This window comes from Bdellovibrio sp. HCB185ZH (assembly GCF_047302455.1).
Classification (GTDB): domain Bacteria; phylum Bdellovibrionota; class Bdellovibrionia; order Bdellovibrionales; family Bdellovibrionaceae; genus Bdellovibrio.
The window spans coordinates 2,439,595-2,464,215 of record NZ_CP178624.1; the positions used below are offsets into that span (position 1 = coordinate 2,439,595).

Below are 24,621 nucleotides of genomic sequence, written 5' to 3' on the forward strand. Positions count from 1 at the left end.
GCATGCTTCGAGGAGATCGTGACAAGGATACAATATGCGCGGTCTCCACTCCTCACGGAGTGGGCGGTATCTCCGTCATTCGAGTGAGCGGCCCTCGTACTTTCGAGATCGTTTCTAAACTTTGTAAATTCTTACCCGCACATCCTGAATCCCATAAAGTCTATTTCGGAAATCTGAAAGACGGCGGTAATGAGATTGACGAGGTTCTGGTAACTTACTTCCAAAATGGTCGCTCTTTCACAGGTGAAGAGGTGATCGAAATTTCCTGTCACGGAAGTCCTTTAATTTGCCAAAATATTTTAAATTCCCTGGTGCAATTGGGAGCTCGTCCTGCTGATCGCGGTGAGTTCACCTATCGTGCATTCATGAACGGAAAATTGGATCTGGTTCAAGCGGAATCCGTCCTTGCTTTAATCGAATCTCAATCTCAGCAGGCAGCAAAATTGGCTCTTCGCCAATTAAAAGGTCAGCTTTCAAACAAGCTTGAAGAAGTTGAAGATGACATGACGTGGATTTTGGCTCACGCCGAAGCCAGCATTGATTTTTCGACTGAAGGGATCGATGTCGTTGATTATTCAGTGGTTCAAGTTCGTTTGAAAAAAATCGAAGCGACATTGAAGGATCTGGTCGGAACATTCAAAGTCGGCCGCCTTTTGAAAGACGGTTTCCGAGTTGTTCTGACGGGTCTTCCGAACGTGGGTAAATCCAGTTTGCTAAATCTGTTCTTAGAAGACGAGCGCGCTATCGTAACGGATATCCCAGGAACCACGCGTGATGTGATTCATGGGGATACCTTTTATGAAGGTGTAAAGTTCACTTTCGTAGATACAGCTGGTCTTCGCGATGAAGCAACCGACCTGGTTGAGCGCATTGGTATTCAAAAAAGCTATGAAGCCCAGAATGAATCCGATGTGGTGTTCTTTGTTTTCGATATCGAGAAGGGGATGGGAGCAGAAGAGACTCAAATTCTGGAGTCCTTGGATCCTCAAAAAACCTTCATTTTAGCTAATAAAATCGACCGAATTGGTGGGTCTAAACCCCTAGAAACTGTCGAAAAAGCCATTAAAAACAGTAAATTTTTCCAGAAAATCGCAGATCCCCAGGCTTTCTTCACAAGAAGGGTGTTCTTTGTCAGTGCTCTTGATAAAAAGGTGCGTTCGAGTGTCCTTCAAGAGCTTGTCCAGGAATTCGCGGATATGCAGGTGGAAAATACCGTTCTTATTTCCAATGCCCGTCACTATGAAAACCTGGTTCGTGCTTTAGAGAATACTCAAAGGTCACAAACCTTGGTGGATCAGGGAATGGGTTCTGAATTCTTAGCTTTAGAGCTTAAAGAATCTCTCATCGCGATTCACGAAACTTTAGGTAAGCGGTTCGATGATCAAATCATGGACCGAGTATTTAAAGAGTTTTGTATCGGGAAGTAACTTATGACTAATAGAAAATTTGATGTGATCGTCGTAGGTGCGGGACATGCCGGAATCGAAGCATGTTTGGCGTCCGCTCGTTTGGGCCTTCAAACTTTGATGGTAACTACGAATGTTGATCGTATTGGTTATATGAGTTGCAATCCTTCCATCGGTGGACTTGCAAAAGGCCACATGGTTCGTGAAATTGATGTTCTTGGCGGCCAAATGGGTATCGCTGCCGATGAAACAACAATTCAGTACAAGCGTCTTAACTCCTCGAAAGGTCCCGCAGTTCGCGGAACTCGAGTTCAAAACGACAAACATCTTTACTCTGCCTTTCAAAAAAATGCTCTTTTTACTCAGCCAAATTTGGAAGTGCTTCAAGGTGAAGTAAAACGTCTGATTTTGGATAAAGATTTGTGCGCCGGCGTGGTTTTGGATGACGGTTCCGAGATTTTTGCAAAAGCAACGATCATCACGACGGGAACATTCATGAACGGTGTTATGCATACGGGTCTGCGCCAAGAGGCGGGCGGCCGTGTGGGTGATAAACCTTCTATCGGACTTTCTGATCAGTTGGCGCAATTCGGTTTTGAAGTAAAACGTTTGAAAACGGGTACTCCAGCTCGTTTGCTTAAAGATTCTATCGACTGGTCGAAAACGACTCCTCATGGTGGTGATGAAAAGGTTTATCCTTTCAGCTACAAATCTTCGACTCAGTTAAAGCTTCCCCAAATTCTTTGCTATCTGACTCGCACGACTGAAAAAACTCATGATATTATCCGTGGAAACCTGGATAAATCTCCTATGTATTGCGGGATTATTGAAGGTGTTGGTCCTCGTTATTGTCCTTCGATTGAAGACAAAGTAACCCGCTTTCATGAAAGACCAAGTCATCAAACTTTCTTAGAACCAGAAGGTTTGAATACGGATTTGATTTATCTTCAGGGTATTTCCACAAGTTTGCCTGAGGAAACTCAGGATGAATTCCTAAAGACTATTCCAGGATTGGAAAATGTTAAGGTCGCTCGCTATGGTTATGCGGTGGAGTATGACTATATCGAGCCGACACAAATTTGGCATCGCTTGGAAACAAGAACGATTCGTCAGTTATTCCTGGCCGGTCAAATCAACGGAACTTCTGGTTATGAAGAAGCGGCCGCTCAAGGTTTCATCGCGGGTGTGAATGCTGCGAATAGCATTCTTGGTCGCGATGAATTTATTTTGGGCCGTGATGAAGCGTACATGGGCGTCTTAATTGATGACCTTGTGACTAAAGGAACTCGCGAACCGTATCGTATGTTCACTTCTCGAGCAGAACACAGATTAGTTCTTAGAGAAGATAATACTATCGACAGGTTAGCGCAATGGGCCCAAAAGTTGGGTATTGTGTCGGAGCAGTCGTTGGAGCTTTTATCCGTACTCCGTGAGAAACGTAAAGTTTTGCACGATCGCTTGCGTGAAACGAAGGTTTATCCCACAAAAGACGTTCAAGAAATTCTCGCTAAAGTTCCAACTTCAGCTATGACAAAGTCTTTGTCTTTCGAAGAGTTGCTGCGTCGTCCTGAGCTTACGAGTTCACACTTGGAATTGTTAAATTTCGAGTTGGATAGCGATCCCAATGTCGTTGAACCAGTAGAAATCGAAGTGAAATACTCCGGTTACGTTCGTCGTCAGATGGACCTGATCGAACAGTCAAAAAGACTCGAAGAATTGGTTCTTCCAGACACACTTTTGTATGCAGATATTCGCGGCCTTTCTAATGAAGAGAAGGATAAGCTGCAACGCGTTAGGCCCCGTACCTTAGGTCAAGCACAACGGATTAGTGGTGTAAATCCCTCGGCGATTCAAGCTATAATGATTCATCTAAAAGGTCATAAAAAGATCAAGGAGATGAATCTGGATGAGCAACATTGATGGCTCTGAAGCGCCACCGCAAATCTTTTGGCGCATTGACGAATGGTTCCCCGATCTAAGTCCTGAGGTCAGATCAAGACTAAAGGCCTATCACGAAGAACTTCAAAAGTTTAACCGCACGCTCAGTTTAATCTCAGCGAAATCGGTTTTCGTTGCCGACGCTCTTCATTTTGCAGATTCCATCAACGCGACAAAAGCTATCGTTAAGTCCAATCCCGGTATGGATAAAGTCTATGACTTTGGAAGCGGCAATGGATTTCCTGGTATTGTTTTTGGGATTATGAATCCGAACATTCAGGTCGTCCTGGTAGATACAGATGTTAAGAAGTGCGAATTCCTAAGCCACGCTGTTCAAGCTTTGAAACTAAAGAATATCACCGTTGAGAATAAGAATATTGAGGCTCTGCCTGCTGATTCCGTTAAGTGGGCCATTTGCCGTGGGTTCGGGAATATTTCTAAGGCTATTTTGATGGCTCGAAAGATCGTCGTTAAAGGCGGCTCTGTCTATCATCTAAAGGGTGAAGAATGGGGTATTGAGGTTGGGGAAATTCCCACTCAGCTTTGTTCGATTTGGGCGCCATCACTTGTGGGGGAGTACAAGCTTCCCGTGGGTGCCGTTAAATACGGTGTCGTTCGCACCGAAAAGATCTCTTAAACATTTATTTTCTAAGAAAAGGGGATGTTCCACGTGGAACATTCCTCTAGTGACCGCCGCCTTCGGCTTTTTTCTCTCCGCCGCCGTGACCTTCGCCACCTTCAGCTCCTTCTCCATGCCCCAAGCCAGTATCGATCGTAACTCCCGCATCTCTCATGCGTGCTTTCACATCCCAGCTTCTTTTTGCATTTCTAAGCTTCTGTTCCGCCTGATATGAGGACCATTCTTTAGGATCGGGCCATTCTTGCTTGTTAGCGTAGGCTTTTTTGTAGGCCGCTTGCGCAGTTCTCGCGCGTTGCTCTACTTTGAGCTTTAAATATTCCACCTGTTGCTCGAGGCGGGTGATAGCCGCCTGAGATTCATAAATACGTTTGTTGGCGTATTTAATTTGCCCAGTCTGCGGAACAACTTCCATTTTATCTTTCTCGAATCCCTCGAGTTTCTTTTTCTCTGCCTCGAGTGCGGCTGTGGCAGCACCAACCTGAGCCTGAAGATCAGAATAAATAGGATCTTTAAGCTCGGGGTTTGGATCCGGCTTGCTGCAAGCTGCGAGAGTAAAAATAAGAAGAATGGCGGTGATAATCTTCATAATTGGTATTGTTCCACGTGGAACATCGGCAAAAACACCGAAAAACCTAAGGCGAGGTGCGAAAAACTAGTCTTTATAGTTGCACATGTGTGTAAAAAATACGAATTTTGATTATCAAGGAGGAAATGATGGCTAAAACTATCTGTATAGCTAATCAAAAGGGCGGAGTAGGTAAGACAACGACGTCTGTGAATCTCTCTTCAGCGTTGGCTACTCTTGGAAAGCGTGTTTTGTTGATCGATATGGATCCTCAAGGGAATGCTTCCAGCGGTTTGGGTATCAAACGCTACGACAGCCAAGATGCTAACTCATATCACGTACTCATCGGTGAAAAAACACTGACTGAGGCTACTCACAACACTTCAAATGCTAATCTAAAGATCTGTACTGCTAATCCAGATCTAGTGGGCGCAGAAATTGAGTTGGTTGATATGCCGCATCGTGAATACCGCTTAAAACAAGCAGTATCCATCATCGCTGATCAATATGACTTTGTGATCATTGATTGCCCACCATCTTTGGGTTTGATTACTCTGAATGCTCTCAATGCTGCAGACAGCTTCCTTGTGCCTCTTCAATGTGAATACTATGCATTGGAAGGTTTGAGTCAGCTTTTGAATACTGCAGGACTAATCAAAAAGAGCTTGAATCCTTCATTGCATATTGAAGGTATCGTTCTGACTATGTTTGATGTGCGCAATAACTTGAGTCATCAAGTAGTTACTCAGATCAAAGAGCACTTTGGTGAAAAAGTATTTAACGCAATTATTCCAAGAAACGTGCGACTCAGCGAAGCGCCGAGCCATGGTCAATCCATCCTTGAGTACGACAGCAAATCTATCGGTTCCGTTCGCTATCTAGAATTGGCCCACGAAGTGATCGCAAGATCAGTTCCGAAGCAGACAGAAGCGAGCCAGGTTGCAAACACGAACGCCTATGAAGGGGAAGTAAATGTCTGATACTGCTGTAGAATCCTCAAACAAAAAGAGAGGCTTGGGCCGCGGCCTAGGTTCCCTTTTGGGTGGACCTGCTAATAATGATTTAATGAATGCGCCTACGGCATCAGCCCCTCCCGTTAAAGCTGCGCCGGCGAATTCAACAACTGTTTCACCTGCGGCGACAGCTGCTGGTGCGCCTTCCGTGAATGTTGCTGCAACTGTTGCCCCTCCCGTGGATCCAGAAAGCAAAATTTGGAAAGTTGCGATCGACAAGTTGTCTCCGGGTAAATATCAGCCTCGTACAACTTTCGAAAAAGAGCCGCTTCAAGAGCTTGCTCAGTCTATTAAAGAGAACGGTATTCTTCAGCCGATCGTGGCTCGCAGAACGACATCTGGGAAACTAGAAATCGTAGCGGGTGAGCGTCGTTGGAGAGCGTCTCAATTGGCTGGGTTACATGAAGTCCCAGTTATTTTAAAGTCTTACGACGACAAACAGGCACTTGAGTTAGCCATCGTTGAGAATATTCAACGTGAAGACTTGAACCCAATTGAAGAGGCAGAGGGATATTCTCGCCTAATCACAGAGTTCAAATTGTCTCAGCAACAAGTGGCTGAAAAGGTGGGTCGTGATCGTGCGACTGTGGCGAACGCTGTTCGTTTGCTAGCTTTGCCGAATGAAGTAAAAGATATGATTTCTGCCAATGATCTTTCCGTAGGTCATGCGAAAGTCCTTCTTTCTTTGCCAGAACCAAAAAAACAAATCGAAATGGCGAAAAAGGTCGTGAACGACAAGATCGCAGTTCGTAAATTGGAAAAAATGGTTCAAGCTATCGTTAAGGGAACAGCTGATGAATTGGAAGTTCCAACTTTCGATTCAAACGTGACTCAACGATTGATTAACGGTTTGAGTGATGAACTTCAGAAAATCATGGGCACAAAAGTGAACATTGATTATTCCGGAGCTAAAGGTAAAATCAGCATTCACTTCTATTCCGATGATGAACTAACAAACTTAGTAGATAGGCTGAAAGAAGGATGGCAGTAAATATCCCACAAACTTTCCAGGAAGACGTACTCTCCGGTCATGTGACGGCAATCCTTGATCAGGGTACACATTTCGAAGGAAAGCTCAGCTTTGAAGGCACCGTGCAAATTGGCGGTGATTTTAAAGGGGAAATCTTTACGAAAGATACCATCGTTATTAATGAGGGCGCCTCTGTGGCTGCCCAAGTTGAGGCCGATACTATTATTATCAGTGGCCGGGTTGAGGGGAATCTCTTTGCCCGTCGCCGAGTTATTATGCACCCACCCGCAATTTTCAAAGGTACCGTAACATCTCCAAGTTTGCGTATCGATGAAGGCGTGGTTTTCGAGGGTGCGTCCTATATGCCCAAGTCTTAAGCACCCCTGTTTTCAATAGCGCAGCCTAAATTCTCATTAGGTTTTTGACCTTGACCTTTTCTGGCTTGAAATGCTACTTCCGAGGTTCAAAAAAAACAGGGATTTCAATAAAATGGATATTTTTGGACAATTAGGCATCAACGCTACAGCCGGCATCCAGTTCGTGTTCTTTGCGATTGCTTTGTTATTCTTAACAAAATTTGTTTTCACTCCATATGCTCATGCACTTGAAGAAAGACAAAACAAAACTAAGGGTGGCGAAGATTTGGCTTTGGAATATCAAGCGAAATCTGTAGAGCTTCACTCCGAGTACGAAACAAAAATGCGTGCTCTAAATCTTGAAATCAAAAATATTGTTGATGCTTCTAAAACAGAAGCTAACAAACAGTATGAATCTGTAGTTGCTAAGTCTCGTGCAGAGGCCGATCAACACATCACAAACAACAGATCAAAAATCACAGCAGCAGTAGAGTCCGCTTCCAAAGAATTGAAAGCACAAACTCAAACTGTAGCTCTTGCAATCACATCCAAATTGTTGGGCAAATAAGAGAGAGAAGAAAATGAAAGTTCTTGTAAACCTTCTTATCATCCTGGCGCCTGCGATCGTCTTCGCCTCTGCGGCTGAGCACGGTGGTGGTCATCACGCTGTTGAAGTTCCTAAGTCAGTTATCTTCCAAGCGATCAACATCATCATTCTTATCGGTGGTTTGATTTACTTCACGAAAGATTCAATTGTTTCTTTCTTTGGCGGCAGAAAAGCAGCCTACCTTGAGGCAGCTCAAAAATCTGCATTCGCGCGCGAACAAGCAGAGCGTGAGTTTGTTGACATCAAAAATAAGCTAGCAAACTTGCAAAGTACTCACCAAGAGCAATTGGCGAAAGCTCAAGCTCATGCGAACGATTTGAAAAATCAAATCATCGATGAGGCTGCTCAGGTTTCTAAACGCATCAAAGACGAAGCAGAGTTGACAGCTAAGCTTGAAACTCAACGCGCTCAAAAAGAATTGCGTCAACAATTGTTGGCAGATTCAGTTGAGGCGGCTCGTATGGTTTTGACTAAAGACATCGGTGCTTCTGATCAACAGAAACTACAAAACGAATTCATCAATCACATCGAGGTTAGTCGATGAAAGTAAACGAAGTATCCAGAAGATATGCGAAAGCTCTTCTTGCTGTAGCTAAGCAAAAAGGCGTTCACACGAAAGTATACGCTGAATTGCAAGCGGCGGCTGATGCATTTGAAAAGGATGCAGCAGTTTCTGCATTTTTCAAAAACCCTGTAGTATCTGCAACTCAAAAAGTAGCTGCTGTTAAAGGCGCTCTTGAGGGCAAAGGCACTTCTGAAGAAGTTGTGAACACATTGGTATTGATGGCTGAAAAAGGCCGTATTCACCTTGTTTCCGAAGTTGCTACTGCATACCGCGAATACCTTGATATCGAAGAAGGTGTTACTCGCGGAACTGTTCGCTCAGCACAACCATTGTCTGCTGACGCACAAAAAGAACTTGAGTCTAAAGTAAGCAAAACGCTTGGTAAAAAAATCGTACTTACTTACCAACAAGATCCTAAACTTTTGGGTGGCGCTGTAGCCCAAGTTGGTGGATGGACTTTTGACGACAGCATCGAAACACATCTTAAAAAAATTAATGAAGAATTAAACAGGAGAGCCAACTAAAAATGGAAACACAAATCCGTGCCGACGAGATCAGTCGCGTTCTCAAAGAGCAAATCAATCAATACAACAAAAAGATTGAAGTAAGTGAAACAGGTAGCGTTCTTTCAGTAGGGGACGGGGTTGCTCGTATCTACGGTCTTGAAAACGCAATGGCTGGTGAGCTAGTTGAGTTCCCAGGTGAAGTTTACGGAATGGTATTGAACCTTGAAGAAGGTCACGTTGGTACCGTTTTGTTCGGTGAAGACCGCCAAATCAAAGAAGGCGACACTGTTAAAAGAACAAAAAAAATCGTTTCCGTTCCAGTTGGTGAAGCGCTTCTAGGTCGCGTTGTAGACGCCCTAGGTAACGCGATCGACGGCCGTGGTCCTATCAACACGCCTCACTCACGTATCGTTGAAACTAAAGCTCCTGGTATCGTTTACCGTCATCCAGTTGAAGAACCTCTTCAAACTGGTATCAAAGCTATCGACGCCTTGGTACCAATCGGTCGTGGTCAACGTGAATTGATCATCGGTGACCGTCAAACTGGTAAAACGACTATCGCGGTTGACACTATCATCAACCAAAAAGGTCAAAACGTTCAGTGCTTCTACGTAGCTATCGGTCAAAAACAATCGACTGTTGCTCTAGTTGTTGAAAAACTTCGTGCAGCGGGTGCTCTTGAGTACACGACTGTTATCGCAGCGAATGCATCTGACCCAGCTCCACTTCAATACCTTGCTGCTTACTCTGGTACAGCAATGGCGGAATACTTCCGTGATACTGGTAGACATGCTCTTATCGTATACGATGACTTGACGAAACAAGCTCAAGCTTACCGTCAATTGTCTCTACTTCTTCGTCGTCCTCCAGGACGTGAAGCTTACCCAGGCGACGTGTTCTATTGCCATAGCCGTCTTCTTGAGCGTGCTTCCAAATTGTCTGCAGATAAAGGCGGCGGTTCATTGACTGCATTGCCAATTATCGAGACACAAGCGGGCGATATCTCTGCATACATCCCGACGAACGTTATCTCTATCACTGACGGTCAGATCTTCCTTGAATCAGATCTATTCTACAAAGGTGTGCGCCCAGCTATCTCTGTAGGTAAATCGGTTTCACGTGTGGGTGGTGCCGCTCAGATTAAAGCGATGAAACAAGTTGCAGGTTCTTTGAAACTTGAGCTTGCTCAGTTCCGTTCTATGGAAGCATTCGCTGCGTTTGCATCTGATTTGGATAAAGCTTCTCAACAACAGTTGGCTCGTGGCCGCCGTTTGATCGAAGTTTTGAAACAACCTCAGTACTCTCCGGTAAAAGTTGAAGAGCAAATCATCATGATCTTCGCTGCTGGTAACGCGTTCGTTGACCAATACCCAGAGACAGACGTTAAGAGATACGAAAAAGAGATGATCGAGTTCTTGAAAAACAAGCACGCAGACATCATCAAAACGATCTCTGAGAAGAAAGCGATTGCCGACGACACTAAAAAAGGTTTGTTGTCAGCTCTTGAAGAATTCAAAGCTATCTTCCAACCTTCTAACAAGTAATTTGGTGCTTAAATGGCAAGCTTGAAGGATATCCGGGCTCAGATTGAGTCCACTAAAAACACCCAGCAGATCACGAAGGCTATGAAGCTCGTGTCTGCTGCAAAGTTGAGAAAGGCGCAGAATAACATCGTTAATATGCGTCCTTATGCTCTGACTTTGCGTAAGGTGATTGCGGATATCGCTGTGACTAACAAAGTTACGCACCCGTTGATGGAGAAGAAAGAACAAGTAAAGAATGTTTTGCTTGTTGTTATCACTTCTGATCGCGGTCTTTGCGGCGCTTTCAACAGCAATATCAACAAATTCACTGAGGCGTATTACAACAACAACAAAGCTAACCTTGAGAAGATTGATTTCCTTTTCATCGGTCGTCGTGGTCATGACTACTTCGCCAGAAGAGGCATCAAGCCGGTTGATTACATCACGAAGCTTGATAAAGACATCTCTTACGAGTTGGCTTCCAAAGTTGCGAATCGCGTGATGAATGATTACCTCGAAGGTGCATACGATGAAGTTCGTATCATCCATAACGAGTTCCAATCTGCCATCTCTCAAGTTGTTACGGCTGAAACTCTTCTTCCAATTGATCTTGGATTGACGACTTTCAACACAGAAGCTGAGGCTGCATCGAACTTTGCTGTCGACATGATCTTCGAACCGGCTCCAGAGCAAATCATTAAAGAGTTGCTTGAAAAGCATTTCGACCTTCAGGTTTACAGATGTATGTCCGAGTCTGTTGCGGGTGAACATGGTGCTCGTATGAGCGCGATGGAAAACGCGACAAACAACGCGAAAGAGATGATCAACAAACTCACTCTGACGTACAACAAATTGAGACAAGAAAAAATTACTACAGAATTGATCGAAATCGTATCGGGCGCTGAAGCGCTTAAAGGATAGGGAGCTGAATAATGGCATTCGGTAAAGTAAAACAAGTTATGGGTCCCGTAGTGGACGTAGAATTCGAAGGCGGAGAACTTCCAGCTATCAATTCTGCTCTTCGTGTATCAAATAAATTTATCTCTGACGCTGAATACAACCTAGTTCTTGAAGTTGCTCAGCACTTGGGTGATGGCGTTGTAAGAACTATCTCTATGGACCAAACTGAAGGTTTGGTTCGTGGTGAAAAAGTTAAAGCATTGGGCACTCAAATCACAGCACCGGTAGGTCGCGAAGCTTTGGGTCGTATCATCAACGTAGTTGGTGAACCAATCGACGAAATGGGCCCAGTAAACGCAAAAGAACAATGGGGTATCCACAGAACTGCTCCTAAATTCGAAGACCAAGCTACATCTGCAGCAATGTTGATGACTGGTATCAAAGTCGTAGACTTGCTAGCACCTTACGCTAAGGGTGGTAAGATCGGTTTGTTCGGTGGTGCGGGCGTTGGTAAAACGGTTCTTATCCAGGAACTTATCCGTAACATCGCTACTGAGCACGGTGGTTTCTCTGTATTCGCCGGTGTAGGTGAGCGTACTCGTGAAGGTAATGACTTGTGGCAAGAGATGAAACAATCTGGCGTATTGGCTAAGACTTCTCTAGTTTTCGGTCAAATGAATGAACCACCTGGAGCACGTGCGCGTGTTGCTTTGACTGGTTTGACTGTTGCTGAATACTTCCGTGACGTTGAAAACCAAGACGTTCTTTTCTTCGTTGATAACATCTTCCGCTTTACTCAAGCGGGTGCCGAAGTGTCTGCACTTCTTGGCCGTATCCCTTCTGCCGTTGGTTACCAACCAACTTTGGCAACTGAGATGGGTACTCTTCAAGAGCGTATCACTTCCACTAAAAAGGGTTCGATCACGTCAGTTCAAGCGGTATACGTACCTGCCGATGACTATACGGATCCAGCTCCAGCAACTACATTTACTCACTTGGATGCGACTACGAATCTTGACCGTGACATCGCAGCTATGGCGATCTTCCCTGCGGTTCACCCATTGACGTCTACATCACGTCTTTTGGATCCAGCCGTCATCGGTGAAGAGCACTACAAATGCGCTCGTGACGTTCAAGCGTTGTTGCAACGTAACCGTGAGCTTCAAGATATCATCGCTATCTTGGGTATGGACGAATTGTCTGAAGCGGATAAATTGGTTGTATCTCGATCTCGTAAAATCCAACGTTTCTTGTCTCAGCCGTTCTTCGTTGCTGAGCAGTTCACTGGTTTGCCAGGTCGTTATGTTGACATCAAAGACACTGTTCGTGGTTTCCGCGAAATCCTTGATGGTAAACACGATGCTCTTCCAGAACAAGCGTTCTACCTTGTTGGTACTATCGAAGACGTTATCGAAAAAGCTAAGAAGTTGCAGGCGTAATCCGAAAGGATTCCGTCTTCATAAGGCGGCCTGAGAGGGTCGCTTTTAGAAAAGGTGATTTATGTTTAAACTGACAATCGTGACTCCAGAGCGTCGTCTTCTAGTAAACCAAGAGGTTGAAGAAGTAACTGTGCCTGGTTTTAAAGGAGAACTTAATATTCTTCCTGGTCACGCGCCTCTAATCACTACACTAGGTGTTGGTGTGATGAAATGGAGACTTAAGGGTCAAGAAAAGCAAAACCAAGCTGTTATCAGCTGGGGTTATTGCCAAGTATCCCCTGAAGGCGTGAATGTTCTAGCGAACATCGCTGACTTGCCAGAAGAAATCGATCTTGTTGCAACTAAAGAGTACCTTGCTAAGTCTGAGAAACACGTCCTTGACGAAGTTATCACAGATGCAGACTGGACTGAGTTCCAAAAAGAGTGGACTCGCGCAAGAGCGAAAATTGAAGTGGCTGAAAACCAAATCAAAAAATAGTTTTGTATCGAAAGATAAAATTAAGAAAGGCTCAAGTTCAAACTTGGGCCTTTTGTTTTTTGTAGCATCTGTGCGATACTCCGCCCATGACCCGAGAATTTCGTAAAGATATCCGGGGTAGAGGCGCCAGCAGTAATATTCCGAATCGTTTTGATTCCCTCCATTTCGAAGCCGAGCCACAGGATTTTGATAACTATTTAGAAGACGAGAAACCTCGTTTGCAGACGCAAGTTCTGAAGGACTCGTCACGCGCGGTTTTAACCAAGAACGATAGTCCTGATATCGGATTTACTTATTCCGTAAATCCTTATCGTGGTTGTGAGCATGGGTGCATCTATTGCTATGCTCGTCCAACACATGAGTATCTGGGAATGTCTGCCGGGTTGGATTTTGAATCCAAGATCATGGTGAAAGAAAATGCACCAGAGCTTTTGGAAGAAGCGCTGATGAAAAAATCCTGGCAACCCCAAGTGATCGTCATGAGTGGAGTGACGGACTGTTATCAGCCGCTCGAGAGAGAATACAAACTCACTCGCGGATGCCTGGAGGTTTTGAACAAGTTTAAAAATCCTGGCGCAATCATCACTAAGAATCATCTGGTCACTCGCGATATCGATATTCTTCAGGAGATGGCGAAGTACCAGGGAATTGTTGTTACTATTTCGATCACATCACTAGATGCGGATCTGATTGCATCTTTGGAACCCCGCACATCAAGACCTGCAGCGCGTTTGCGAGCGATTGAGGAATTGGCAAAAGCGGGAATTCCTGTTGGAGTGAATGTTGCGCCGATGATTCTGGGACTGACTGATCACGAGATGCCCGCGATATTAAAAGCCGCGGCAGATGCGGGAGCGACAACTTCTGGATATACGATGTTGAGATTGCCTCATGCCGTTGCTCCATTGTTTGAGGAGTGGTTGGATGTGCATCGTCCTTTGCGTAAGAGCAAAGTAATCGAAGCAGTAAAGAATGTTCGCGATGGAAAAATGTATAATTCCGAATTTGGAAATCGAATGACGGGTACGGGACCGCGGGCGGAACAACTGGCGCAAGTATTTGAGGTTTACAGTCGCAAGTATGGATTAAACGCCAAGAACTGGAACTTATCGGCCGCGCACTTTACGCGTCCCCCGACGGCGGAAGAGATTGCGGCAAAAGCACAGCTTAGTTTTGATTTAGATTAATTGTATAAGAGAGACCATGGCAAAAAAGAACTTACGCAAAATTCAAATTGATCTGCGCCAGTTCGCTTTGCCGTGTCCAAGAGTGGGTAGTATTGAAGCTCATTCTGGCTATGGGCAAACCCCTCGCCTGGGCCAGGAGATTCATCAGAACATTCAAAGAAAAAGAATTCGTGAGATTCCCGGATATGAAGCCGAGAAAAAGCTTTCTATAGAGTTTGAACGCGATCAGTACTTGTTTGTTATTTCGGGACGTGCGGATGGTGTGGTAGAGGGCTCAAACTTTCAAGTTGAAGAGATCAAATCCGCATTCGATGTTGAATCGTTAGAACACAAGCTGACGGTGGATGATAACCATCCCTATGTGTGGCAGCTTCGTACTTACGGTTACATTCTTTATAAACAGACGGGTGAAATTCCAGAACTCAAAATGCTATTGGTTTCGTCACGTAATTTTAAGCAGTCTGAAATCTATTTTGAGTTAGATATCGACGAATATGAAGCGTGGTTAGCCCTGCGCTTGGCAGAGCTTACGGAAGAGACCAAGATCCGCGAAAAGCTTTTCAAAAAGCGTGTGGCCGCCGCTGAGGATTTGAAATTTCCTTTCACATCTCCGCGCCCGGGTCAGACGGAACTGATTGAAAATATTCAGCTTGGCTTTATCGAAGAAAAATCGATGGTCATTCAGGCTCCAACGGGTTTGGGTAAAACAATTGGTGTTCTGTATCCATCACTAAAGGACTCGTTGGCGCGTGGGCAAAAGGTCATCTATGTGACTCCTAAGAACTCTCAACATCAGGTTGCTGAAGAGGCTGTTGAAAAACTACAGGATCAGGGCGCATCGATCAGACCGCTGACTATCACGGCGAAAAGTAAAATGTGCTTTAAAGCCGAACCTCTGTGCAATCCCCAGTATTGTGAGTTCGCCAAGGACTATTATAAAAAACTTGCAGAAAACGACTTGGTTAATAAAGTGACCAAGCTTCGTTCATTGAGCCAGGCAAAACTCCAGGAATTAGGTGAGCAGTACCAAGTGTGCCCGTTTGAATTGTCTTTAGAGGCGATTGAAAGAGCAGACGTGGTCATAGCTGACTACAACTATGTTTTCTCAACCAGAAGCCTTTTAGGACGTTTGGAGCTACCTTTGATGGAGCCCACCCAAAAAGCGAATCTTGTCATCGATGAAGCCCACAACTTACCAGCCAGGGCGCAAGACTATTTTTCGCCGGCAATTTCCACGCGGGATCTGCAGAACATCATTCCGTCTTTGGGTAAAATCAATATTCGCTTTCAAAAACGCGCCCAGATGCTTTGCGAGGAAGCGATTGAATTGATTGAAACTTATCGTGGCGAGTCCCGCACGGTGGTTATTGATTTTGACCCAGTGTTTGAGCTTGAATCCAGAATGCGGGAGTTTTTAGGCGAATACCTGGAAGCAGACATCGAGATCCAAACGCAAGATGGTGTTTTACGTCTGGCGAACATGTGGAGTGATTTTGCGCAAGCACTCGAGCTGCAAGGCCCAGAATTTTTTCAAACATATCAAAAGAATCGCCTGTATGGAGAGATCAACGAAACTTTGAAAGTAACTTGTTGTGATGCCTCCAGACACTTGAATGAAATCTATAAATCATTTAAGAATGTCGTCGCTTTTTCTGCGACCCTTAAGCCATTTACTTATTCGATGAAGCTATTGGGTTTTGACGAGATCACGACCAAATGTCTGGAATTCGTTTCTCCATTTCCAAAAGAGCATCGCAAGATTTTATTGATTCCACAAATTTCGACAAAATTTAAAGATCGCCCGATGAATGCGCCAAAGATTGCGCAGGCAATGGAAAAGATCATGGCGGTGAAGCCTGGGAATTACATCGCTCTTTTCCCGAGCTTTGAGTTTATGAAAGATGTTGAAAGTCATCTGCGTGACAGCACCTATCAGCGCCTGGTACAGCAGCGGGAAATGAAAGCCGCGCGGGTCGATGATTTCCTGTCATTTATGAAAAGTGCGGATAAGCCCACATTGCTTTTAGCAGTTCAGGGCGGAATCTTTTCGGAGGGAGTGGACTTCCCGGGTGACATGTTGATTGGTGCCTTTGTGGTGGGGCCAGCTTTGCCGAATTTTGATTTTGAGCGCGAACAAATCCGGCAGTATTACGAGCGTTCCTATGATAAGGGCCAAGCGTTTAACTATACATACGTTTATCCCGCAATGGCGAAAACAATTCAGTCTGCAGGGCGGGTGATTCGCTCTGAAAACGACAAAGGAATTATCGTCTTGATGGATTCCAGATTTTTAGAGACAACGTATTCGGAAACCATGCCCCAGGGCTGGTTCGAGCAAGGTGCCCAGGAGCTGGTGTCTGGAAAAATTATTTCTGACGTCACCGATTTTTGGAAGAGTATTGAACTTAAATCTGAAAGCGAAGTCGAAGCGTGAAATTAACTGAAATGCCCATTTTCTTTTTTGATTTGCAGACCACGGGTGCAAAACCTGAAAGTGGTGCTGCGATTTTGGAGATGGCGTGGACTTCTGCTAACGGCGACACAGAAGCAAGTCTGATCAAACTTCCAAACGACGAAAAGATTCCTTATCGCATTCAGATGATCACTGGGATCTTCAATGACGATATGGATGCTGCAAATCCCGCAGACGCTGTCTTCTCAGCTCTTGAGGAGAAGTTTGCAGGTCATCGTTGTGTGATTCATTTTGCTCAATTCGAAAAACCCTTTCTTACTCACCACTACGCGCAGTTTGGTAAAGAATTTCCCTTTGAAATCCTCTGCACGCATGAAATTGCCAAGCGACTTTTCCCCAATTTACCGACCCGGGGTATTAAGGGCTTGGCCGGGTACTTTGGATATCCTACTCAAGATTTAAAAAGAGCCGCCCAGCAAACATCTGCAACTCAAGCGATTTGGGCGGGCCTGGTGACAGAGCTTGCAAAGATCGATATCGAAACATGGGATCAGCTGCAAGAATGGTTGCAGATTACGCCTAAAATTAAAAAGACCAAATACGAATATCCCCTGCAAAAGGAAAAGCGTCTGACTTTGCCGGATCAGCCCGGTGTATATCGCATGATCAGCAAGTGGGATGAGATTCTGTATGTCGGTAAAGCGACTTCTTTAAAAGACCGCGTGAACAGCTATTTCCGTGGTCAAAAGGGCCGCGATTCCCGCAAGCTTGAAATGCTGACTCAAGTGTACGATCTGCGCGTGACGGTTTGTGGAAGCCCCCTGGAAGCAGCACTTCTTGAAACAGATGAAATTAAGAAATGGGATCCGCGATATAATATTTCGCTCAAAGCAGGTCAGCGCAATGTGGTTTTCTTTAACCGCGAGATGACTGATATTGATTTTGAACAAAGCGAAGAGTTTAGCATCGGCCCCTTTTCAAGCAGTTTGGTGTTTGATTCCGTTCGCAATTTGCGTGAGTGCCTGGTGAATGGCAAGTTTCACGACAACGTTTTTTTTGAACCGATTGATGCGGCATTGGTCGAAGAAGGCTTTAAAATATTCTGTGAGCGAAACTCTTTCAGTCCAGAAACATTTAAATCTGTTCGCAATTTGCTGGCCCTGGGATTGTGGTGGAATCGCCAGTACGATCTACTTGACGAGGAAGAAGAGGAACTCGCTTTGGAGGAGTCCGAAGGAAGTAACGATCAGCTGAATACGGAAGAAGTGGAAGAGCTTATTGAACTTACAGCTGAAGATATTGCTGATAAAATCGAACGGCACATCATGCGTGCTGGAAGAACTTACGTTCGCGCAAAAGCGCTTACAAAAATCTTAAATGCCGACATTTCTTATAAGCCTGCTGATTCAGATCAGGAAGCTCCTTATCAAGTTAAGGTTCGCGGTGGTCACCTTATTCCAGAGGCAATTCCAGAGCGCGTACCTAAGGTTAACCTATGGAATGGTTTAAATATTGATACGTATGACCGAATGAGTGTTCTGTTGATGGAACTTGGCAAGATCCGCACCCAAGAGGGCGCGGTTGAAATCCAATACCGTTAATTATTCCAGGCAAAGTTTTCGGATTCTGAACTTAGAATTTCCGGAAAATGTTCTGCAACTTTTTTACCTGAATCTTTATGATTAAAATAAAGCTGTAAAAGCTTTCTGTAGCCGTGTTCTTTCGGCACCAAACCAGGGGATCCCAGGTTAACCACGATAGCGGCTTTTTTGATGTCGGCCGGAAGCATTCTTAAAAGACGCGCGGTTTTGGGTCCCGTTACCGCCATTAAAACAATCGTGCAGCGAGAAGATTTGTTCGTAAACGTCACATCAGAAACTTTGGACGTGCCATACAGTTGTTTTGTGATCACGGTCTCTTGAGAAGCAGATTTAAAACTGTCTAAAAACTCTTTAGACGGCGAGTAGGCGCAAACCTTTCCTGCGACTGCGGCAGGAGTTCGCACGTTAGCGCGAGCCTCAGGTAACGTTTTGGTCAGAAGATTCGTTTTAATATTTTCCGTTAAGACTTTATCTTCCAATTCCACATAGTCTTGGGAACTTAAAGTTTCACCAGCTATTAATGATGGCAAATTTGGATCACGACGATAAATATTTGCAAAAGCTTTGGTAACTAAAATGCGGTGAAGCTTCTGATTGAGCGAATCGATAGGGAATCTTCCATCTTCGACAGCTGCGCGAACAGTTTTCATCGCACGCTCTTGATCTGAAACTGACCACGTCATCATCACGATATCTGCTCCGGCCAACAATGCTTTAAGGGCAGCGTGATCAGTGCGAAGAACTTCTTTGGAGCCCTTCATCTGTAAATCATCAGTCACCACAAGGCCGCGATATTTTAAATCGTTGCGCAAAAGTTCTGTGGATATCTTTGAGGAAAAGCTTGCAGGAACTCTTTTGGAATCAAGGGCTGGATAGATCGAGTGTGACAACATCACGGCGACGTTCGCGCCCAATGAAGAATAACCTTCAAACGGCACCAGATCTTTTTTCTTGAGATCACTTTCCGAAGCAGCATTGTTCACAACACTGCTATGGGGATCGGCTTTAATGTTGCCAGTGCCAGGAAAATGTTTTGCGGTGGGAATAACTTTGGAACGCAGTAATCCTTTTGCGTAAGCAGTACCGATTTCTTTAACCAAATTTGGATCTGAGCCGAAAGATCGCACACCGATAAAGCTCGTGCCATAAGGATCTGCAATATCCAGCACGGGCGCCAGATTCATGTTAAATCCCACTTCGCGCAAGAATAATCCGGTTTGATATCCCATTTCTTCAGAAAGCTCTGCAGACTGAGTCTGTCCAATTGCCAACGCGTTGGGAGGACTTGGTTGAATCGGCAGTCGGGAAACTGCACCGCCTTCTTGATCGATTGCAATCAGTGGCGGAAGCTTGGTCGATTGATAAGAAATTTTATAAAGGTCTTCGTTTAATTTTTTAACTTGCTCAAGAGAAACAATGTTTCTTTTAAACAGCAAGAAGGATCCGGGCTTGTAGACAGTAATAAATTTTTCCAGATCTTTATTGGTCTTGGTGTAGGGAAATCCTACGATGAACAATTGTCCTACTTTTTCCTCAAGACTCATTTTGGAGATTTTAAGATCGATGATCTCATCAAGGCTTTTACTGGGGGAAGAAGGAGTTTGAGCTAGAACAAGGGCGGGAAATGCAAAAAACAAAAGAGTAATACTCAAAATTCTGAAGGTTTCCCTGATATACTTATTCATAGGTCTTAGAATATCATTCGCCTCAAGTGGGAATAGACAAGATTTGAGTTACAGCATGAAATTGCACCTTAGTCCTATTATCCAAATCAAAGCACTGGTGTCGCTGGTGTTAATGCTCATGACGTCTGTGGCGATGGCTGCAACTCCTGAAGAAGAGGGCCTTGTCGAGGTCTATAGCCCCGACTCGTTAGTGGAACTTCACGTTCGCCAGGATAATCTTGCTGACTATAAAACCCGTCGTGAAAGACACGGCATCTATTTTGGTCTTGAATACGAAAACTATGTTCCCAGCAGCTTTGTTTCCATCAACGATGGGAAAACGTACCAAGAGCTATTTAACGGCGAAGCTATTCCGATATTCAATCTTGCGATGGACTATAAGTACAACTTTGTCCTGGGTTCATTGGCCTTGGGTGCTTCAGCCGGCATGGGGAGCATCGAAGATGACCGAAGTGGTGATAAGCGTACGCTGGAAATTACCAAGTACATGGCCACTTTGAAGTTTACCCTCGATAACTTAATGAAAGAACCCTATGTGGCGCCCTACGTGGGAATGTCTATGTACCAGATGAGTATTACGGATAAATCAACGACAAACTCTGTTAGCGAATCTCCGCCGATGGGATACGCATATACTTTTGGTCTGTTATTGCAGCTGGATTGGTTAGACTATGATGTCGCAAAGAATGCGACCTTCAATTACGGTCTTGAGAATACTTTCATCGATGTATTTATGACTCAGTACCTGGCGTCTGGCGGAGATGCGGATGCAAATATGGAAACTGATCCAAACTGGGGCGTCGGCCTGCGCATGGAATTCTAAATCAGACTTAGAAGTCTTTCAATTTCCTCATGAACGGATGACCACGAGATATTGGCCATTTTAATATTCAAGCGATTGTCTGGCGTGATGGAATATTTTTTTGATTCTTTCATTGCCAGTTGAATCACGCGTGTTGGATCCAGTTTTGTTTTTTCAGTAAACACTAACGAGATAGAAGTTACACCAGCGCTGATATCGCGAACTCCAAGCTCCTTACATTGACGACGAATCAACATAAGTCCCATAAGATTCAAAGTCTGATCAGGAATCGGACCGAATTGATCTCGTAACTCTTCTTCAATTCTATCGAGGTCTTCGTTCGAAGTGATTTCAGCCAAAGCTTTATAATATCCCAAGCGTATACGGATATCCTTGATATAGGCATCTGGGATAAGCGCAGGAATCTTAAGATTGATCTCAGGATCAAGCTCCATGTCCTCAACTTTTTCACCTTTAGCTTCAGCCAAAGCCTCATTCAGAAGATCCATGTACAATTCATAACCGACAGAATTCACGTGGCCTGACTGCTCTTCGCCCAGAATATTTCCGGAGCCACGAAGTTCCAAGTCATACTGTGCGATTTTGATGCCGCTGCCTAGAGCAGTATTTTCCTGAATGATCTTTAAGCGCTCTTGTTGCTCTTTATCAAGTTTGCGATTTCGCGGCATCATCAGATAGCAATAGGCACGGGTTTTTGAACGCCCCACGCGACCGCGCAATTGATACAGCTGAGACAGTCCAAACATGTGAGCAGAATCAATGAACATCGTATTGGCGCGCGGAACGTCCATTCCGGACTCCACGATGGCAGTGCAAATCAATACATCGATTTCGTGATGGAAGAATGAAAGCATGGCTTTTTCAAGCTCGTGTTCTTCCATCTGTCCGTGGGCGACTTTAATACGTGCCTCAGGAACAATGCTTCTGATTTCATCGGCCAAGCCATAAATGGATTCTATGCGATTGTGAATAAAGTAAACTTGACCACCACGAGAAATCTCCGCCGTGATGGCTTTGCGAACAGTTTCTTCATCAAACTTTGTGACAAAGGTACGTGTCGGCAAACGATCTACAGGCGCGGTATTGATCAGACTCAGATCGCGGATACCCACTAAGGCCATATTCAGTGTGCGGGGAATAGGTGTTGCGGACAACGTCAGTGTATCGACGCTGGTTTTAATCTTTTTGATTTTCTCTTTATGAGTAACACCGAATTTTTGCTCTTCGTCGATAATCAAAAGTCCCAGATCCTTAAAGCCAATAGAACTACCCAACAACTTGTGGGTGCCCACGATAATGTCGACTTTGCCGTCTTTGATATCTTGAACTGTTTTTTTAGACTCAGCCGGTGTCACGAACCGGTTTAGAACACGAATATCAACAGGCCATCCTTCGAAACGTTTTTTGAAAGTTTCAAAGTGCTGGAACGTAAGAACTGTTGTGGGAGCAAGAATTGCGACTTGGCGACGAGCTTGTACCGCAAAGAATGCGGCACGCATGGCGACTTCGGTTTTACCAAAGCCCACATCACCACATACCAAACGGTCCATGGGTTTCGTCGATTTTAAATCGCTAAGAATATCACCTATGGCACGCAGCTGATCGTTAGTTTCCTCGTAAGGGAAACCATTCTCGAAAAGTTGAATTTCGTTTTCCTTGAAATCAAACGGAGGCCGATGCATCTCCGCGCGTTTTGCATAAAGTGCCAACAAGTCAGCAGCGATATCGCGAACGTGGGATTTAACTTTAGCTTTAGTTTTCTCCCAAGCCGTTCCACCCAGTTTATCAAGTACGGTCGTAGCTCCAGCTCCGGAAAACTTTTGCAACTGGCCGACGCGGTAAACCGGTAAGTAAAGTTTGTCTTTATCTTTAAAGCCAACTTGGATGAATTCCGATTCCACTCCGCTGATGGCCATGATCTTAAGACCTTCATAGATCCCAACACCATGTTTAACGTGAACAACCAAGTCCCCTGGTTTTAAATCACCGAAGGCAAGGCGCTTTGCTTGTTTCTGGAAATCTTGAGCGGCCGTTGATTCGCGGCTGCGCATTTTTTTGCCATAGAAATCTTCGTCACGCAGAAAGATCACGCGCTCTTCATCAAGTCTTAAACTGTCGGAAAGATAACGGCTGACGATATGAACCAGGTGCTTGTCAGCTTCCTGTTCTTGAAGCCACGTATCCCATTTGTATTCATCTTGACCGCAACGAGCAGCTTTCAGATCTAATTTTTCAAAGATCAAAGATAGACGATCAATGTGGGATTGGTTCTTGGTGCTGACAAAAATACGGTATCCGTCATCACGCCACTTATGAAGCTTGTTGGTAGCAGCTTGAAGCCACAACTCCGAACCCACCGGATTTGAATTCGAAAGATTTGAAAAATCCTGAGTCAGTGACGTACGGTACTCGACATGAGCCTCTGCTGCATTGTCTGCATCCAGATACTCAAGCGTAGAAAAATAAATCTGACGGCTGTTTTGGGGATAATTAATCGTTTCGAAATTTTGAAACAACAAATCCATATCGGGACGAATCACATGCGCCGAGCTGGTGGCGTAATCTGCTTTAAGCTCCGCCATGTTTTCATCAGCACTGCGAGAGATTTCAACGGGATCTAAGAACCAGACATTCACTGGGCCTGGAAAGTGATCCACAGGATTTGCAGGCTCACCATAAAAATAGGGAAGCAGGAACTCGATGCCCGGAAAAGAGTTTTTTAAAACAAGCGAGCGCAACATCTCGTCGGCTTCGGTTTTTTCCACCGGTCGATCATCGATGTTCGCACGCACTCTTTGTAAAAGTCTTTCGTGAGTTTCATCGCGGAATAAAATTTCACGGGCAGGAGTCAGAACGAAAGATTTGATTTCATCGGAACTGCGCTGATCATCGATGCTAAAGTGGCGAAGAGTTTCAACTTGATCGCCGAACAAATCCAATCGTACTGGCAGGTCTTCTGAAGGTGGGAAAATATCAACGATACCCCCACGCAAAGCATACTGACCCTTGTCCTCAACCATCGGGGCTGAGACATAACCCAAAGAGTTCAAATAATCGGCGATGTCTTCTGGCAGCTCATCGCCAACTGACAAAGTTCGCGAGTTTTCCTTAAGAATTTTGACCGGAATTGTTTTCTGAGTCAGCGCGTCAGGAGATGCGATGAAGATTTCCCCGGCCTTTGCTGCCTGTGCTTTTGCTAGAAAACGCACGCGATCCGCTGCAGATCTGGTGTTCGGATAAAGACCTGAGTACGCAGAAACGTCGAAAGCAGGAAGAACAGTGCTCTGACGAAGCGGGTCAAAGAACTGTAAGAGCTGCTGTAATTTCAGCGCTTCTGCCTGACTGCCAACTACAACCAAGTGCGGCAAGCTGTTGATTTTTTTAGAGTATGTTTGAGACAAAAAGAAAGCGAGCGCGAGCGGAGAAGAAGCTCCGGTCACTTGAATTTTTCCGCGGGTTGTTTCGAAGGCGCGATCAAGTATCGATTCGAGCCTTGTATGAGTCATTTCGGCTTTCATTTTGTGCGCTCATGTTGCCATGGTTATCGCCTTGTTTCCATTCATATTTCTTGGATTTCAGGGGCTCCACATATATAACTAATTGAAATCCAAATAATAACGACAACTTTGGAGGGTTTGTGGCACTCGGTGGAATCATTTTCATCGTCATTTTTATTGCGCTATTTGGCAGTTTTCTAGTCTGGCTTTCGATTAAGACAGGTGGAAAGGTCCATTATCATCCGGTTAAGTACGAGCCCTACGAGTGTGGTCTCCCTTCGCTAGATAAAAAAGATACGAAAGTTTCTGTGAAATTCTATCTCACAGCAATTCTCTTCATTCTTTTCGATATCGAAATCATCTTTATGTACCCATGGGCGACATCCTTCCGTGATTTCATCGCTTCTGGCCAGGGTGCATTTGTATTTGGATCTATGATCTTCTTCTTGGCCGTCTTCATTTTCGGTTTGTTCTGGGAAGTTAAATCAAAAGCATTGGAATGGGATTAA

Annotated in this window: 21 protein-coding genes; 18 read left to right on the forward strand and 3 right to left on the reverse strand. The window is 44.7% G+C overall.

The window, feature by feature from the left end:
- Nucleotides 1-2: 2 nt before the first annotated feature.
- The 3 genes from mnmE to rsmG are packed head-to-tail and all read left to right on the forward strand — an operon-like array spanning nt 3 to nt 3,981.
- Nucleotides 3-1,427 (forward strand): tRNA uridine-5-carboxymethylaminomethyl(34) synthesis GTPase MnmE, encoded by a 1,425-nt coding sequence (gene mnmE / locus ACLSU7_RS11965; protein WP_413292114.1) that lies wholly within the window; start codon nt 3-5, stop codon nt 1,425-1,427.
- Between the two features lie 3 nt (nt 1,428-1,430).
- Entirely contained in the window at nt 1,431-3,326 is a 1,896-nt protein-coding gene (gene mnmG / locus ACLSU7_RS11970) for a tRNA uridine-5-carboxymethylaminomethyl(34) synthesis enzyme MnmG (RefSeq protein ID WP_413292115.1), read from the forward strand.
- On the forward strand, nt 3,313-3,981 hold the full coding sequence (gene rsmG / locus ACLSU7_RS11975) for a 16S rRNA (guanine(527)-N(7))-methyltransferase RsmG (protein WP_413292116.1): 669 nt from the start codon (nt 3,313-3,315) through the stop codon (nt 3,979-3,981). The genes mnmG and rsmG overlap by 14 nt, the downstream gene beginning before the upstream one ends.
- Nucleotides 3,982-4,027: 46 nt before the next feature.
- Here rsmG and ACLSU7_RS11980 read toward each other — a convergent pair whose 3' ends face one another.
- The gene (locus tag ACLSU7_RS11980) at nt 4,028-4,570 is read right to left on the reverse strand and encodes a hypothetical protein (RefSeq protein ID WP_413292117.1); all 543 of its coding nucleotides are present in this window, start codon (nt 4,568-4,570) and stop codon (nt 4,028-4,030) included.
- A gap of 128 nt (nt 4,571-4,698) precedes the next feature.
- Here ACLSU7_RS11980 and ACLSU7_RS11985 point away from each other — a divergent pair, with 128 nt between their 5' ends.
- The 13 genes from ACLSU7_RS11985 to ACLSU7_RS12045 all read left to right on the forward strand — a co-directional run bounded on the left by ACLSU7_RS11985 (nt 4,699) and on the right by ACLSU7_RS12045 (nt 18,107).
- Entirely contained in the window at nt 4,699-5,529 is an 831-nt protein-coding gene (locus ACLSU7_RS11985; protein WP_413292118.1) for a ParA family protein, read from the forward strand.
- A complete protein-coding gene (locus ACLSU7_RS11990) occupies nt 5,522-6,553 on the forward strand; it encodes a ParB/RepB/Spo0J family partition protein (protein WP_413292119.1) in 1,032 nt (343 codons plus the stop codon). Before ACLSU7_RS11985 ends, ACLSU7_RS11990 begins: the two co-directional genes overlap by 8 nt.
- A complete protein-coding gene (locus ACLSU7_RS11995) occupies nt 6,544-6,909 on the forward strand; it encodes a bactofilin family protein (RefSeq protein ID WP_142702024.1) in 366 nt (121 codons plus the stop codon). The genes ACLSU7_RS11990 and ACLSU7_RS11995 overlap by 10 nt, the downstream gene beginning before the upstream one ends.
- A gap of 112 nt (nt 6,910-7,021) precedes the next feature.
- Nucleotides 7,022-7,456 carry an ATP synthase F0 subunit B gene (locus ACLSU7_RS12000; protein WP_413292120.1) on the forward strand — a complete coding sequence of 145 codons (435 nt, stop codon included), beginning with the start codon at nt 7,022-7,024 and terminating at the stop codon, nt 7,454-7,456.
- A 13-nt stretch (nt 7,457-7,469) separates the two neighbouring features.
- Nucleotides 7,470-8,039, forward strand: a complete 570-nt coding sequence (locus ACLSU7_RS12005) for a hypothetical protein (RefSeq protein ID WP_413292121.1) — start codon at nt 7,470-7,472, stop codon at nt 8,037-8,039.
- On the forward strand, nt 8,036-8,584 hold the full coding sequence (gene atpH / locus ACLSU7_RS12010) for an ATP synthase F1 subunit delta (RefSeq protein ID WP_413292122.1): 549 nt from the start codon (nt 8,036-8,038) through the stop codon (nt 8,582-8,584). Before ACLSU7_RS12005 ends, atpH begins: the two co-directional genes overlap by 4 nt.
- Before the next feature lie 2 nt (nt 8,585-8,586).
- A complete protein-coding gene (gene atpA / locus ACLSU7_RS12015) occupies nt 8,587-10,110 on the forward strand; it encodes a F0F1 ATP synthase subunit alpha (protein WP_413292123.1) in 1,524 nt (507 codons plus the stop codon).
- A gap of 12 nt (nt 10,111-10,122) precedes the next feature.
- The gene (gene atpG, locus ACLSU7_RS12020; RefSeq protein ID WP_181605672.1) at nt 10,123-11,010 is read left to right on the forward strand and encodes an ATP synthase F1 subunit gamma; all 888 of its coding nucleotides are present in this window, start codon (nt 10,123-10,125) and stop codon (nt 11,008-11,010) included.
- Between the two features lie 11 nt (nt 11,011-11,021).
- Nucleotides 11,022-12,428, forward strand: a complete 1,407-nt coding sequence (gene atpD, locus ACLSU7_RS12025) for a F0F1 ATP synthase subunit beta (protein ID WP_413292124.1) — start codon at nt 11,022-11,024, stop codon at nt 12,426-12,428.
- 61 nt (nt 12,429-12,489) lie between these two features.
- On the forward strand, nt 12,490-12,906 hold the full coding sequence (atpC, locus tag ACLSU7_RS12030; RefSeq protein ID WP_413292125.1) for an ATP synthase F1 subunit epsilon: 417 nt from the start codon (nt 12,490-12,492) through the stop codon (nt 12,904-12,906).
- 86 nt (nt 12,907-12,992) lie between these two features.
- The gene (locus tag ACLSU7_RS12035) at nt 12,993-14,093 is read left to right on the forward strand and encodes a PA0069 family radical SAM protein (protein ID WP_413292126.1); all 1,101 of its coding nucleotides are present in this window, start codon (nt 12,993-12,995) and stop codon (nt 14,091-14,093) included.
- Nucleotides 14,094-14,109: 16 nt separating this feature from the next.
- The gene (locus ACLSU7_RS12040) at nt 14,110-16,527 is read left to right on the forward strand and encodes an ATP-dependent DNA helicase (RefSeq protein WP_413292127.1); all 2,418 of its coding nucleotides are present in this window, start codon (nt 14,110-14,112) and stop codon (nt 16,525-16,527) included.
- Entirely contained in the window at nt 16,524-18,107 is a 1,584-nt protein-coding gene (locus ACLSU7_RS12045) for an exonuclease domain-containing protein (RefSeq protein ID WP_413292128.1), read from the forward strand. The genes ACLSU7_RS12040 and ACLSU7_RS12045 overlap by 4 nt, the downstream gene beginning before the upstream one ends.
- Here the strand turns inward: ACLSU7_RS12045 and ACLSU7_RS12050 are convergent.
- Nucleotides 18,104-19,792, reverse strand: coding sequence for a glycoside hydrolase family 3 protein (locus tag ACLSU7_RS12050; protein WP_413292129.1), 1,689 nt, complete (start codon nt 19,790-19,792; stop codon nt 18,104-18,106). The genes ACLSU7_RS12045 and ACLSU7_RS12050 overlap by 4 nt on opposite strands.
- Before the next feature lie 55 nt (nt 19,793-19,847).
- Here ACLSU7_RS12050 and ACLSU7_RS12055 point away from each other — a divergent pair, with 55 nt between their 5' ends.
- Nucleotides 19,848-20,615: a hypothetical protein gene (locus tag ACLSU7_RS12055; RefSeq protein ID WP_413292130.1), complete on the forward strand. Its 768-nt coding sequence runs from the start codon at nt 19,848-19,850 to the stop codon at nt 20,613-20,615.
- On the opposite strand, the gene mfd is transcribed toward ACLSU7_RS12055, so the two are convergent.
- Nucleotides 20,612-24,133: a transcription-repair coupling factor gene (gene mfd, locus ACLSU7_RS12060; RefSeq protein ID WP_413292131.1), complete on the reverse strand. Its 3,522-nt coding sequence runs from the start codon at nt 24,131-24,133 to the stop codon at nt 20,612-20,614. The genes ACLSU7_RS12055 and mfd overlap by 4 nt on opposite strands.
- Before the next feature lie 119 nt (nt 24,134-24,252).
- On the opposite strand from mfd, the gene ACLSU7_RS12065 reads away from it, so the two are divergent.
- Nucleotides 24,253-24,621, forward strand: coding sequence for an NADH-quinone oxidoreductase subunit A (locus ACLSU7_RS12065; RefSeq protein ID WP_088615994.1), 369 nt, complete (start codon nt 24,253-24,255; stop codon nt 24,619-24,621).